The organism is uncultured Granulicatella sp. (genome assembly GCF_963528195.1).
GTDB lineage: Bacteria > Bacillota > Bacilli > Lactobacillales > Aerococcaceae > Granulicatella.
In genome coordinates, this window is the sequence record NZ_CAURVN010000033.1 from 1 (window position 1) to 14534 (window position 14534).

General features: G+C 34.2%; 15 protein-coding genes, 1 pseudogene and 1 other annotated feature. Of the genes and pseudogenes, 4 read left to right on the forward strand and 12 right to left on the reverse strand.

What is annotated here, in order from left to right; translation table 11 throughout:
* The 3 genes and pseudogenes from RWR88_RS07070 to RWR88_RS07080 all read right to left on the reverse strand — a co-directional run.
* A pseudogene (locus RWR88_RS07070) lies at positions 1-586 on the reverse strand (hypothetical protein); the annotation flags it as partial.
* Between the two features lie 453 nt (positions 587-1039).
* A complete protein-coding gene (locus tag RWR88_RS07075) occupies positions 1040-2083 on the reverse strand; it encodes a DNA/RNA non-specific endonuclease (protein ID WP_314451426.1) in 1044 nt (347 codons plus the stop codon).
* 593 nt (positions 2084-2676) lie between these two features.
* Positions 2677-2850 carry a hypothetical protein gene (locus tag RWR88_RS07080; RefSeq protein WP_314451427.1) on the reverse strand — a complete coding sequence of 58 codons (174 nt, stop codon included), beginning with the start codon at positions 2848-2850 and terminating at the stop codon, positions 2677-2679.
* A 245-nt stretch (positions 2851-3095) separates the two neighbouring features.
* Here RWR88_RS07080 and RWR88_RS07085 point away from each other — a divergent pair, with 245 nt between their 5' ends.
* Entirely contained in the window at positions 3096-4304 is a 1209-nt protein-coding gene (locus tag RWR88_RS07085) for an ATP-binding protein (protein ID WP_314451428.1), read from the forward strand.
* A 664-nt stretch (positions 4305-4968) separates the two neighbouring features.
* Here RWR88_RS07085 and rpsI read toward each other — a convergent pair.
* The 5 genes from rpsI to infC form a co-directional block, all read right to left on the reverse strand.
* Positions 4969-5361 carry a 30S ribosomal protein S9 gene (gene rpsI, locus RWR88_RS07090; protein WP_006702950.1) on the reverse strand — a complete coding sequence of 131 codons (393 nt, stop codon included), beginning with the start codon at positions 5359-5361 and terminating at the stop codon, positions 4969-4971.
* Between the two features lie 13 nt (positions 5362-5374).
* Complete coding sequence (gene rplM, locus RWR88_RS07095) at positions 5375-5818, reverse strand: 50S ribosomal protein L13 (RefSeq protein WP_006702951.1); 444 nt, start codon at positions 5816-5818, stop codon at positions 5375-5377.
* Positions 5819-5941: 123 nt separating this feature from the next.
* Positions 5942-6301, reverse strand: a complete 360-nt coding sequence (gene rplT, locus RWR88_RS07100; protein WP_006702952.1) for a 50S ribosomal protein L20 — start codon at positions 6299-6301, stop codon at positions 5942-5944.
* A 69-nt stretch (positions 6302-6370) separates the two neighbouring features.
* On the reverse strand, positions 6371-6571 hold the full coding sequence (gene rpmI / locus RWR88_RS07105) for a 50S ribosomal protein L35 (RefSeq protein WP_005605917.1): 201 nt from the start codon (positions 6569-6571) through the stop codon (positions 6371-6373).
* Positions 6572-6593: 22 nt separating this feature from the next.
* The gene (gene infC / locus RWR88_RS07110; RefSeq protein ID WP_006702953.1) at positions 6594-7097 is read right to left on the reverse strand and encodes a translation initiation factor IF-3; all 504 of its coding nucleotides are present in this window, start codon (positions 7095-7097) and stop codon (positions 6594-6596) included.
* Positions 7098-7140: 43 nt separating this feature from the next.
* Positions 7141-7263 (reverse strand) — a sequence feature (ribosomal protein L20 leader region).
* Between the two features lie 144 nt (positions 7264-7407).
* Between infC and RWR88_RS07115 the strand changes: the two genes are divergently transcribed.
* Positions 7408-8034: a DUF6287 domain-containing protein gene (locus tag RWR88_RS07115; protein ID WP_314350020.1), complete on the forward strand. Its 627-nt coding sequence runs from the start codon at positions 7408-7410 to the stop codon at positions 8032-8034.
* 41 nt (positions 8035-8075) lie between these two features.
* On the opposite strand, the gene mgtE is transcribed toward RWR88_RS07115, so the two are convergent.
* Positions 8076-9443 (reverse strand): magnesium transporter, encoded by a 1368-nt coding sequence (gene mgtE, locus RWR88_RS07120; protein ID WP_314451430.1) that lies wholly within the window; start codon positions 9441-9443, stop codon positions 8076-8078.
* A 149-nt stretch (positions 9444-9592) separates the two neighbouring features.
* On the opposite strand from mgtE, the gene RWR88_RS07125 reads away from it, so the two are divergent.
* Complete coding sequence (locus RWR88_RS07125; protein WP_314451431.1) at positions 9593-10924, forward strand: N-acetylmuramoyl-L-alanine amidase; 1332 nt, start codon at positions 9593-9595, stop codon at positions 10922-10924.
* A 189-nt stretch (positions 10925-11113) separates the two neighbouring features.
* On the forward strand, positions 11114-12049 hold the full coding sequence (locus RWR88_RS07130; RefSeq protein WP_314451433.1) for an Rpn family recombination-promoting nuclease/putative transposase: 936 nt from the start codon (positions 11114-11116) through the stop codon (positions 12047-12049).
* 159 nt (positions 12050-12208) lie between these two features.
* Here the strand turns inward: RWR88_RS07130 and RWR88_RS07135 are convergent, their stop codons facing one another.
* The 3 genes from RWR88_RS07135 to RWR88_RS07145 all read right to left on the reverse strand — a co-directional run.
* The gene (locus RWR88_RS07135; RefSeq protein ID WP_314451435.1) at positions 12209-13099 is read right to left on the reverse strand and encodes an RluA family pseudouridine synthase; all 891 of its coding nucleotides are present in this window, start codon (positions 13097-13099) and stop codon (positions 12209-12211) included.
* A gap of 23 nt (positions 13100-13122) precedes the next feature.
* A complete protein-coding gene (locus tag RWR88_RS07140) occupies positions 13123-13926 on the reverse strand; it encodes an NAD kinase (RefSeq protein WP_314451437.1) in 804 nt (267 codons plus the stop codon).
* A gap of 40 nt (positions 13927-13966) precedes the next feature.
* On the reverse strand, positions 13967-14534 hold a 568-nt coding region (locus tag RWR88_RS07145; RefSeq protein ID WP_314451439.1), incomplete at its 5' end, for a GTP pyrophosphokinase family protein.

Consider the following 14534-nt stretch of genomic DNA (forward strand, 5'->3'; position numbering starts at 1 on the left):
CACCTCCGACTGTTAAAAGACTAGGTGTTATTATAAAAATGAATGAAGCTATATCTTCTAACATTCTTGGAAGAGCTCTGGCCCGTCCAAATGTCATTCCTATTTCAAATAATGGAATCGTTATAAGAATGGGTGTTAAAATCATTCCTATTCCTTTAAAAAATGAAGATACAGATTTATGTTTATAAGCATCGACTAGAAAATCCCAACCATAATTTAATAAACCAATGATAAATAATGTTGTGAAGATATTTTTATAAATGAGCCATTCAAACGTTCTAAAGAATGTAGTCCCCATATCATTGGAACCAAACCTTATTAGCAAATTAAAAAATGTTCGATTTATTAAAATGACAATGGGCATGACCACACTCATTATAAATAAGTGTAACATAAATTTCTTTTTATTATTACTAGAGTAGAAACTATCTGCAAAGAAAAATAAGAGCATCGTAAAAACAATACGATCAACAATTCTTAAGTACGGTAATAACTTAAAATTAAATAATGATTCAATAATTGAAATAATGATTAAAAAGAATGTTGTGGCATATACTAATTTTGTTTGTTGTTTAAATAATTTCATAACGGTTCCTTTCCTATTAAATTTCATTTTAATTTTATCGTATATAAGCAATTCCGTAAACCATTTACAATAGCCACACAAGTGTCTTTACAAATTGACAAGCATTTCTTCCTTTGATAGACTACAAACGTTGGGTATCTTTTTTAAAACCAAATGATTCTTCAAGTCAAAGTGATTGCTCTGTACTCCTATTCAAGGGAATCACTTATTAAATACTTTGAGAATTTGGTCTTGTATTTTTCGGTATCCAATATTAGTTCTAACATTCGGTGGTATGATTGACAACCGAAAACTTTCAAAATGTCTTTCAGCAGTCTGCGGCACTGTCTCACCATAGAGAAGAGCCGCTTTGTTATTTCTTTAAAATTATTTTTCACTCACTGTGAAGAGCCCCCAAAAAGTTAGACTTTTGGGGGCTCTACAATTAACTATATTTATTGTCTTTCATATATATTACCATTCTAAGCCGGCTTCTCTAATTTCCTTCTTAGAAGCATACTTACCATTCGGTCTGTGCCATCTACCATTAGAATCTTTGAAGTATCCATATGCATTAGTTGACTCAGCATTTGATTTTTGTTTTTCTTGATTTTCTTTTTGAATTCTTTCCTGCTCTTCTTTTTTAGCTTTCTCTTGTTCTTCTCTTTGAGCTCTTTCTTCTTCTTTTTTAGCCTTTTCTTCTGCTTCTTTCTCTGCTTTTTCCCTTTCTGCTTTTTCTTTCTCTTCTCTTTCTTTTTGACTTTCTACCGTATTTGATGCAGTTCCATCTAAATAATTAATCTCTGCATTAGCTGAAACATTATCTAAAACAACATGAGTTACAGAATATTGATCTACCTTCTCCTTAGTACCACCTAATTTGATTTCTAAAAGAGTGCCATTTTCATCTATACCAACATATTGTAGTTCAATTTGTCTTGGAATTAATTCATCATCTTGATAAATTGGTGTTACTTTATAATCGAGATAGTCATTAGGATGATTAGCCAACCACGAATCTAATTTATTTTCATAATAAATCATACTATTCTCATTAGAATCATCTATTCCAGTATAGTTTCCAGAATTTAGCCAGTTAGTCATCGGAACTAAATTTCTTTTTTCATCATTCAGTCCACTAAACTGATATCCGATTAAATGACCTCTACTCATCAACCATGCCTCTTTTGTTCCATCACCATAATAGAATTTATAGTTGTGCCATCCCACTGGATCATACGTCAACTTAGAATTTCTTTTTTCTGTTGGTTCATCACTATTCTTGAGTTGAATATGAGCACCTTTTGCACGTGATAATGAATCTAACTCCTCAAGTACTAATTGTTTTTTATTTTTTAAGGGTAATAAACCAGCTTCTTTAAATAGATTTTCATCGAATTTTGCTTGTTGCTGCTCCACTTTTTTGACTGGTACCTTTGTTTCCTCTTTAGTAGCCGAACATCCAGCAAGTATAATCATAGACAGTAACATAAAAATAAGAGAAAATAATCTCTTCATATAAATAACCTCCTTTTTATTCAATTAAAATAGTGTAACATTTTTGATTGTAAAACGAGACAAAAAATCCTTACATAATATCCCGACCATAGGACACGAAATAAACGATTATTACTAGAATCAAAAGAAGAATCAATTTCATGATAATAGTTGTTATAAGCACTAGAACCCAACTAATGAGAAATTTAAAGAAAAAATTCTTATTAGTAAATTGAATTTGATAATGATTCCATACAAATACATTTATAAATGCAGGCAAAACACTCCACAGGTGATTTCTTATCCAACCTAATATTGAGAAATCACCTCCTGGATTCATAAAAAAGGCTAACATCATCGTTATGATTGCAGAAACCACGAGGTTTGAAAATAAAATTAATTTTTGCTCTGAATTTAATTGTTTAAAATTTTGTAGCATTACCTTTTCTCACTTTCGAAAATATGAACTCATTGGTAGAACTAAACTTACAGTCTAACATCACAGTTCTCCTTCATTATACTCCAACAATCAGACTTTTTTGAAAAAAATTTTTTAGTTTCAAAATGTTATATGACAAAAATAACTTTAAAGTCCTATATCACTTCAATATCTTTTATAACACTCTCATTAAATCCAACATAAGGATGTTTGTTTCTATTGTTATTTCATCATATAATTCCTCTTCAGTATCTAGTTTCCCCGTAAAAGTATGACAACGTCCTTCTAAAACATGACCATCCATAAATGTAACTCGAATATTTTTTCCTAAATATTGTTGTAAATTCATTTTCGAGTTCCCCTTTCTTCACTTTCTTATCGTACACCGTAATTCTAGTATTTCTTAATTAAAGAAGTCAATCTCTTAACCGTCACTTCATAAATTCACACGAAAGGTTATTTTTTCTCTGAAAATATAAAAATACAAAACTTATTATTTTCAAAAATTTGAAAATAATAGTAAAAAACGAGGGTTATTTCTAAATTTTTGAAAATAATGTCTATTTATATTATACTATCTCTGAGGTGTTAAGTATGAACTATATTAAAAGACAACAGTATTTAGATTTTTTAAGAAGACATCGTGACAAGAGAATTATCAAAGTGGTAAGTGGAGTTAGACGTGCTGGAAAATCTGTGCTCTTTCAACTCTATAAAGAGGAATTATTAGCAGATGGAGTAGATGAAGATCAAATTATTTCCATCAATTTTGAGGATTTGATTTATTATGACTTACGACATTTTCAAACATTATTCGCTTATATCAAAGAACAATTAGTTGGAGAGAAAACATACTATATCTTTTTAGATGAAATTCAACATGTTGAAAAATTTGAACTGGTAGCAGATAGTCTATTCATCTTACCAAATGTAGACCTCTATTTGACTGGATCTAACGCCTACTTTATGAGTAGCCAATTAGCTACAAACTTGACTGGTCGGTATGTTGAGATAGAGGTCCTTCCTTTGTCATTTGAAGAATACCTATCAGGTCAATCTCTCTCAGAGAATCTGAATACAACAGAAATTTTTAACAATTATCTCTTCAGTGCTTTCCCTTACTTATTGCAAACATCATCTTACGCTGAAAAAATTGACTATCTCAGAGGAATATATAACTCCATACTGTTAAACGATATTGTCACTAGATTGGGAAATCCAAATCCTACTATTATTGAGCGCATTGTCCGAACCCTTCTCAGTAGTACAGGTAGCTTAATATCAACGAATAAGATTCGCAATACCCTGGTCAGCCAAAATGTTTCAATATCCCATAATACTTTGGAAAATTATTTGACGACTTTGACAGACAGTTTACTTTTTTATTCCGTTCCACGTTTTGATGTAAAAGGTCGAGCATTATTGCAACGCTTAGAAAAATATTATCCCGTTGATTTAGGTTTACGACATCTCTTATTACCAGACCACAAAGAAGACATTGGGCATATCTTGGAAAATATTGTATATTTGGAATTGAGACGTAGATATTCACAAGTATATGTTGGTAATTTAGATAAGTATGAGGTTGATTTTGTTGTTGTAACTGATGTTGGTCACTACGCTTATTATCAGGTCAGTGAAACAACGCTTGCTCCAGAAACCTTGGAAAGAGAACTTAGACCACTGGAAGCTATAAAAGATCAATTTCCTAAATATCTATTAACAATGGATATAATTCAGCCAACAGCAAACTACAATGGGATTGAGAAGAAAAATATCATTGATTGGTTACTAGAAAAATAAATAAACCATCCGTCACATTGCGGGTGGTTTATTTATTTGGATCTTACAATGAAAAATACATATATATTCATCTCTAAAAAAGGGAATTTTTAAAATGCCCCTTATAAACACCCGTCAAAATAGAAATGACTTTTCTCAGTAGCACGATTACTAGAAGCCGTCCCATCGGATTCTAGTACTGGAAAATTTGAGACCAAGGCTCAAATTTTAGCCAAGAGACCGACAGGACTACTGACGTCCACTGCTACATTCGGAAAAGTCAATTCTCCTAAACGCCTCTCATAAACAACCGTCAAAATAGAAATGCTTTTCTCTGTAGCACAAGTACTAGAAACCGTCCCATCGGATTCTAGTACTGGAAAATTTGAGACCAAGGCTCAAATTTTAGCCAAGAGACCGATAGAGCTGCTTGCATCCACTGCTACATTCGGAAAAGTCAATTTCTATCCCCCTAAATGAAAAAACACCCTGTGGAAATCCACAGAGTGTTGAAATGTTAATATATAAAATATTAACGTTTTGAGGCTATGGCTCTTTCAGAGCCTCGCAGCCGTGGCTGTAAGTTACTAAAGCAACAACACCCACGTCAATTGTTCACACCAGTTCTCAATAAAAAAAGTACCCTGTAAAAACAGAGTACTTTGAATTTGTAATATATATAATATTAACGTTTTGAGAACTGGCTAGCTTTACGAGCTTTTTTAAGACCTGGTTTTTTACGTTCTTTCATACGAGGATCACGAGTTAATAAACCAGCAGCTTTTAAAGCGCCACGGAAATCAGGATCAACTGTTAATAACGCACGAGCGATACCATGACGGATAGCTCCTGATTGACCAGTGAATCCACCACCATTAACGTTTACTAATACATCGTAAGTTCCGATTGTTTCAGTAATGTTTAAAGGTTGTTTGATTACTTCGTGTAAGTAAGCAAATGGAATGTATTCTTCGATTGATTTTTTGTTAATAGTAATTTTACCTGTCCCTGGTACTAAGATAACACGGGCAGTTGAGTTTTTACGGCGTCCAGTGCCGCGGTATTGTGCTTGAGCCAATGCTTTTTCCTCCTTAAATTAGTGATTGGATGTCTACTGCTACTGGTTGTTGTGCAGCATGTGGATGTTCAGCTCCACCGTAAACATGTAATTTAGTAAATTGACGACGTCCTAAAGAGTTTTTAGGTAACATGCCTTTGATTGATAATTCAACTAATTTACGAGAGTTGTTTGCACGTAATTCACCAGCTGTACGAGCAGTCAATCCACCTGGGTGGTTTGAGTGGTGATAGTAAACTTTATCAGATGCTTTTTTACCTGTTAAAGCAACTTTATCAGCGTTGATGATGATTACGAAATCACCTGTGTCAACGTTAGGTGTAAATGTTGGTTTGTTTTTTCCACGTAAAATGCTTGCAGCAACAGCTGAAAGACGTCCTAATGGTACATCAGTAGCGTCGATTACAACCCAGTTACGTTCAGTAGTGCTAGCTTTTGCCATAAATGTTGTACGCACGATTATTTCCTCCAAATTCTTCTTGGTATTTCTTCACATTGAGTTTAACGGGGCTCAATGGTGGTTTATCTTATTGGAATATCGAGTGATTCCTTTACTTGATGTAAATAATCTCTCAGATAATTATTTAGCTAATGCTGATTTAGCTTGTTCAGCTAAAACAGTGAATGCTGCTGCATCGTTAACTGCTAAGTCAGCTAACATTTTGCGGTTCATTTCGATACCAGCTAATTTTAAGCCGTGCATTAATTTGCTGTAGCTTAATCCGTTTAAGCGAGCTGCCGCATTGATACGTGCGATCCATAATTTACGGAAGTCACGTTTCTTTTGACGACGGTCACGGTAAGCATACATGTATGATTTCATGACTGCTTGTTTAGCTGTTTTAAATAATTTTGATTTCGCTCCGTAGTAACCTTTAGCTAATTTTAAAACACGGTTACGACGACGACGAGTAACTGTTCCACCTTTAACACGTGGCATAATTAATTCCTCCTTGGTCTTTCAGTCTCTTGCGACTGTCTAGAAAATGTAATAGTTTTGCGTGCTGAATTAACGCATTTGACTTAATTGTTGTTTAATACGTTTGATGTCAGTAGCGTGAACCATTGTTTGTTTACGCAAGTGACGACGTTGTTTCTTAGTTTTACCATGGAAACGGTGGCTTGTGAAGGCTTGTGAACGTTTTAATCCTCCACCACCTGTACGTTTGAAACGTTTAGCTGAACCACGGTGTGTTTTTTGTTTTGGCATGAGACTTTCCTCCTGTTACTTTTTACTTGTCATTTTTGGGCGCTAACATCAAGAACATGCTTCGTCCGTCCATTTTTGCCTTTTGTTCGACAGTTGCAAGTTCGCTAACTTGTTCTGCCAAACGTTCTAAAACCTTTTGTCCAATCTCTTTATGAGTAATGGCACGGCCTTTAAATCGGATTGTAGCTTTCACTTTGTCGCCTTTTTCAAGAAACTTTTGTGCTGCTTTCAATTTCGTATTAAAGTCGTTTTCATCGATTGTAGGGCTTAGACGCACTTCTTTGATATTGATGACTTTTTGATTTTTACGAGCTTCACGTTCTTTCTTTTGTTGCTCAAAGCGATACTTACCATAATCCATAATTCGAGCAACTGGTGGTTTTGCATTTGGCGAAACTAAAACTAAATCTAGTCCAGCTTGTTCTGCTAAACGCAATGCATCGTTTTTTGTTTGAACACCAATTTGTTCACCGTTATTGTCAATAACACGTAATTCACGAGCTCGAATTCCATCATTGACCATCATATCTTTTGCTATGATTGTTCACCTCCAAAATTTTTGAGAGAAAAAAGCAAAAAAGCAACGAGAACAAACTATCCCCGCTGCCAATGTCTTCATCAAATAAACATTACTATCGGCCCAAGGACTTCTGTCAACTTAGGCGAGAAGCGGGATGCTTCTGCTTGTTTTCTCAACTTCTGTAGTTTACAGTAATCCTCTACTCTTGTCAACACTTTTCTACAAAAATATTTTTATTTTTTTAAATCTCTTTAAAGGTCATCGTTTTTTTATACAATTTGTTCTATAATATAGGTACATAAAGGGAGGGATTTATATGAAAAAGCAGTATTTAGTATTATTATCTAGTTTATTTATTTTAACAGCTTGTAAGAGTCCATCTACAAAAACTACCGAAACAACGACTACTCCAACAACTGTTTCTTCTACAACTACTTCAACATCGAAAGAATCGACGACTAAAGAACAACCAACTACAACTAAAGCAGCTTCTGAAACAAAACAAGAAACAACTACTCAAGAAGCTAAGAAAGTGATTGTTAAAAATAACACTGCTTCAACTCCAACTTCTATGAATATAGAAGAAATTAAAACAGGAAATCTTTCAAGTATTAAAGGAACATGGAGAAATGACTATGGTCAAGAACTAACTTTCCATGAAAATGGAACAGTTTCTGTTAAAGAATCTACTTATAAAGTTCAACCAACTCAAACTCAATATCAAGAAGGTCTGTTAAACTGGATTTTTACTCCATTAGAAAATCAACCAACCGTTGGGAGTGCCATTATGACTTTTGTTCCTAAAAATCAAGTTGTTACTTATGGACTCATTGAAGGAAATAAAGATACTTCTGATACATCAAAAGATCGTTTATTTGGTACTCAATCTGCCCTAACTTCAGACGCACTGAAAAAAGCAATGTATTACAAAGTTTCTGAATAATTAAAAATGGCTCGCCCTTTTTGAGGTGGAGCCATTTTTTGTTAAATTCCTAAAAATTTCTCAAGAAACATGCTTGCAATCGTGAAATATACAAATACACTCGTTAAGTCACTGACTGTAGTAATGAATAAACCACTCGCAAATGAAGGGTCAAACCCCATAGAGTCAATTAATAATGGAATTAAACTTCCGGCAATGGTTGCTACTGTAATCGCAAAGAACATTGACACTCCAATGATTCCACCTAAAATCCAGTTTGCTTGCCATAAACCTACTACAATAAAAATAATCAATCCTGTGGCAATCCCACTAATAATCCCTGTTGCAAGTTCTGATAATATCGTTTTTACGAAAACTGGTTCATCTTCATTTAATCCAATCTTACGAACTGCTACCGCTAAAGATTGTGTTCCCGCATTCCCTGCTGTACCTGTAATTAATGTAATGAAAATAGAGAGTACACTAGCTTGTCCGATTATTCCTTCATAACGACTTAATAAGGCTGCCGTTGTTAATCCTAAGAATAATAAACTAATTAACCATGGCAAACGTTTTGACGCTGCAATAAATGGGTTTACAGATTGTTCATCTACGTCTACCCCTGCTAAACCTGAGTAATCACTTGTTGCTTCTTCATCGATAACGTCAATGGCATCATCGACTGTAATAATTCCAATTAGTTTTTCTTCTTCATCAACAACTGGAATGGCTAAGAAGTCATAGTCTCGAATCATTTTTGCTACGGCATCTTGTGCTTCTTGTACTTCTACAGAAACAACACGATCCACCATGATTTCGCTAATTTTCACATCTTCTTTATGAACGATTAAATCTTTAAGCGTTAAGACTCCTTTTAATCGATTCTCTTCATCTACTACATAGACGTAATAAATCGTTTCTGCTTCTTCTGCCATTTTTTTAACAGTCGTCATAGCACTGCCAACTGTTTGACTTTCATGAATAGCGATAATTTCTGTTGTCATCATCGCTCCAGCTGTATCATCTTCATAATTTAATAAATTACGAATTTCGTTCGAAGTTTTATGAGGCATCATGCGCAAGTATTTTCTTACTTCATCTTCTTGTACTTGTTGTAAAATATCTACTGCATTATCAGCATACATTTCTGCCAACATTCTTGCAGCATATCGTTCATCCATTTCTCGAAGATATTCTTCCACATCTTCAACATCTTCTTCAATAATTTCAAATACAGGTGCCATGTCTTCTGGCGACAGATATTGATACACCAATTGACGTTGTTCCTCACTTAACGACAAGTAAATTTGTGCTTGGTCATAAGTATGGTTTTCTAAAAAGATTTCTTTAAATTGCTGCTTATCATCTGTTTTTAACGTATGATGAATTTGTTCTAAAATTTCATCAAATTCATAAGCCATTTCAGACATCGAATCACCTCTATTAATCATTATTTTTTTGCATAAAATGATTATACCTTTTATTAGTCAATAATGACAATATGAAGCTTTATATTTTCATAGATTTTATTGAGTGATTTTGATACACTGATAACAAATAAATGATTAGGAGATGCGTTATGAAAAAAAGACTTTTCTTATCAACTTTACTCGTAGGCGCTTGCCTATGTGCTTCTGCTACAATTTTTGCTCAAGAAACAACCGATGCTAAGCAAGAGTTAACGAGTAAGACAGCAGTTTCTACTTCAACTATTAAAAATCAATGGAAACAAGTAGATGGCGCTTGGTATTACTACAATGAACAAGGCGAGATCTTAAAACAAACATTCTGGAATTCCTACTACTTTCATAAAGATGGAAAAATGGCAAGTAGCGAATGGATTTTTGAAAATAGTCATTGGTATTATGCAAAGCCTTCTGGAACTTTAGCTATAAATGAATGGGTATCTATCAATCAAAGATGGTATGTCTTTAACACTCAAGGGATGATGTTAGCCAATCAATGGAAAGATACTTACTATCTAAAACCTTCAGGTGCAATGGCTGAAAATGAATGGGTCTTTGATCCAACGTATCAATCATGGTTTTATCTTACTTCTACTGGACGTTATGCCCAAAACACTTGGAAAGGTGATTATTACTTAAAGTCTGGTGGATACATGGCGAAAAAAGAATGGATTTATGATTCAAATTATCAAGCATGGTTCTATCTTGATGAAAATGGTGCATATGTAACAGGTTCTCATGTCATTAATGGATCTCTTCATAGCTTTAAAGGAAATGGTGTATGGATTAAAGAAATTAAGGAAGAAAAATCTTCGGATGAATTACCATTTGCCACTAGCAACTATCAAAAAATAATCTTCCTAGACCCTGGTCACGGTGGGAAAGATCCTGGTGCCCAATATTTAGGATTAAAGGAAAAAGACTTAAATCTTCAAGTATCTATGCAATTAAAAACAAAATTAGAATCGTTAGGTTACAAAGTGATTATGAGTCGTTCGTCAGATATTGATGTTGATTTCATTACTGAACGTTCTAGAATGTCAAATGAGACAAATGCAGATATGTTTATTAGTATTCACTTTAATGCAACAGGTCACGGACTAGACAGTGGTGAAGATGGAATTCAAACATATACGTACTTACCAACTGGAAATATTCCTTCTGTCATTAATAAAAAATGGCATGATAATCCTACTCGCTTGAAATATAGTTATAAACTTGGTTCTTATATTCATCAATCTGTTTTAGCAACGACTCATGCTAAAGATGCTGGACTATTAGCGAAGAGTTTTGCTGTATTACGTGAAACAAACAAGCCTGCTGTTTTATTAGAATTAGGATACATGGACGATTCAAAAGAATCACAAAAAATCCGTACAAAAGAATATCAACAAAAATTAGTAGATGGAATCACTCAAGGAATTCAACAATATTATAATAACTAAGATAAAAACCCGAGAAAGCCATCTAGCATTCTCGGGTTTATTAATGTTCGGACGCTTGTTCAACAAATTAAAAAAAGTTACCTGAAGAAAATATTTTTCTCCATTTTTTGCATATTTATAGGTGAAGAGATGGTTACAAGTGACAAGTCATTAGTAGTATCCTTCAAATAACTATAGGAAGTGATAAAAATGATAGAACGTATTAAAGATGCAAGACCTATGATGGATTTAATGGCAAAGAAAGTTTTCAGTAATCTTGAAATAACAGCACAGTTTATAAGGGACATTCTAGACTTACCTGTCCATCATGTAAAAATACTTGATGGAACTCAAATACACAGTCATCAATTTGAAGATATAAAAACTTATGTCACCAGTATTGATGTATTAGCCGAATTAAATGATGGTACACAAGTGATAATTGAAATTCAAGTAGCCTATCAATTTGACTTTATTAAGCGTTTATGGTTATATCTATGTAATCAAGTGACTAAAAATGCAGATGAACATAAAAAAGATGGCGTAGAAACCCATAAACTCGCCGAAGAATTGTTACCCGTGTACACCATTGCCATCACTCAAAAAAGATATTTTAAAGACGATAAAATGGTTCACGTATATTGCTTTAAAGAAAAAAATACAAACGATAAATTAAAAGTTTATTTTAAAGTATTTGAAGAAAAACAAGACTTAGCATTAATGGCATTTTTAGAGTTAGAGAAGTATAATAAAGATAAGATACAAGAGTACAAGAAAGTAAGATGGATTGAGTTTTTTGGAAATCAACCATATACACAAAAACCTGAAAGAATATTAGAACAAGCGGATCGAATTGTGAGCCGAATAGACTGGACAAAGGAGGAACAAAAAATGTACGATGAAAGAACACGCTATCTCCAAGCCTATTCAAGCTTTTTAGCGACTATAGAAAAAGAAAAGAAAGATGCAAGAATAGAAGGTATAGCAGAAGGTATCGAACAAGGAAAAGCACACGGTATTGAACACGGAAAGAAAATGATGATTATCAGTTTGGTTAAAGATGGTCTTCTTTCTAAAGAAGACGGCGCAAAACAATTGAGCATTTCCGTAATAGAATTAGACGAATGTATGTCTGCTGACGAATAACAGAATAAGGATATTTCAAGACGACTTCGGTCGTCTTTTTTGATACAGAAAATAAAGAATTTGTCGAACAACCAAACTTTCCCATAGTACGATAAGACAGCATAGATGCCTTCTGGCGTCCTAGTACTATAGGAAAGTTCCTATTTATATCTAAAATATTTATCTATCTTTCTCTATCCACTCTGCCATGTCTTTCGGCAACGGAGCCTTAACACACATCTTCTCCCCCGTCATTGGATGAACAAAATCCAACTGGCTACAATGAAGCGCCTGCCTCACCAGTGGCTCAATCTTCTCGCCACCATATAAATCATCCCCTAATAACGGACAACCAAGCCAACTAAAATGCACACGAATCTGATGCGTACGCCCCGTATGTAAACGAATCTTCACCAATTGACTATTCTGATACGTTTCTTCTAACCAATACTCCGTTAAAGAAGGCTTCCCATCCGGTCTCACACAACGATTAATAATCGAATCATCCGTTCGACCAATCGGTGCATCAATCAAATCATGCTCTTTCAAAACATCGTGTTTCGTCACAATTGCATGATACGTTTTTTGAATCGTCTTATTTCGAAGCGCCTGATCCATCCATGCATGAACCACACGATGTTTGGCAAACATCATCACGCCCGTTGTATCACGGTCTAATCTCGTCACAACATGAGTCACACAATCTTGGGTTCTTGTCGTTTGTAAATAAGCTTTTACACGATTTGCCATTGATTGGTCTGGATGTAATTGTGATGGTATCGAAGCTGTCCCTTGTGGCTTATTCACAATTAATAAATAGTCATCCTCGAATAAAATATCCAAAGGAATATGACTGGGAACAACTGTTTCATGCTCGCCTTCTGGAGGAATCACCATCGTTAGTACATCTCCAGGCACTAAAGTCTTTAAAACAATTTCCTCTCGACCATTGACGAGTAATTTCCCATTTCGTTTGACATGGGCTAAAAATGTTTTTGTAATTCCCTTTTCTTGTAAAAAACTACGCATCATCATAGGTGATGAATACGGATAAGTCCATGTTAAATTCAATGATTTCCCTCATTATCTTTCTTCTAATCTATTTCTCTTGCTCCAATAAAGGAGTTTTCTACTCTATCCCAAAAATGAGTATGACGATATTGAACAAAGGAAACACGTTGTGTACTAATATGTAAGTGTACTTTGACAATATCATTGGCATCATACGTTAAATGATCCATTGATAGAACCATTCCATTTTCACTATGGGGTAATAGCGTTAACACTTCTTCTGGTGCAAAAATCATTGGAGAACTTAATGTACGATACACACGATTATTAATCGAAGCCATTTCTGTCATTTGCATCACTTCTGCTCTTGGATGAACGATGGCTCCTCCTAATGACTTATTCACTCCTGTTGAGCCCGTTGGAGTTGCAACACAAACGCCATCTCCTCTAAAATTCTCGAATAATTCACCATTAATTAAGACTTCGCATACAAGAGTTCCGTTTACTTTTCTCAATGTTGCTTCATTTAATGCAATATGATTTTCGATTGTGCCATCTACTTTTTCTAAAGTCACATCTAATAGAGGATAACTCACACTTTCTCCTTGATCATGCTTCAAGCTTTCAATTAATTCACCTGCTTGAAAATCACGCCAATCTGTATAAAATCCTAAATGACCTGTATGAATAGCTGCGAAGCGAATATGATCTAGTTGTGATTTATAATGGTGAACAGCACCTAGCAAAGTCCCATCTCCCCCAATTGTAATGACAACATCTGGATTTTCATCATCTCGTTCAAATTCCTTATGGCAACATACATTTAAAAATTCTTCTGCTACCTTTTGGCTTTTTTCTGACTGATTATAATATAACCCTACTTTCATCAATTCACTTCCCCCTCTCTTTATTTCCTAACATGAACCCTTAAGATTTTCTCTTCCGTTGATTTTCTTTATTTGTTGAGAAAATATATTGCGCTTCTTGAATTTCTTCTCGAATTTGCGACATTTCTTCATCTAATAAAAAGGCCGCTTCTGCTGCTCTTTCTAATCGTTCATGGATAATTTCTGGAAATTCTCCTTTATACTTATAGTTTAAAGAATGTTCAATTGTTGCCCAGAAATTCATCGCTAATGTTCGAATTTGAATTTCTACTAGAATTTTCTCTTCCCCTTCAATTCTTTGAACAGGATATTCTAATACAACATGGTACGAACGATATCCACTTGCTTTCTTTTGATGGATATAATCACGTTCAATAATAATCGTAAAGTCATTTCGTTGACGAAGTAATCGTACGACTTCAAAAATATCATCTACAAATTGGCACATAATCCGTAATCCTGCAATATCTTGAACTCCTTCTAAAAAGTCTTCTGTTAAAATCTTTCTCACTTGCATTTTTTCACGAATACTTTCAGGAGTTTTCACACGTCCTGTAATAAATTCAATTGGAGCGTGTTTCCCTTTTTGTCGATATTGAAGTCGAATG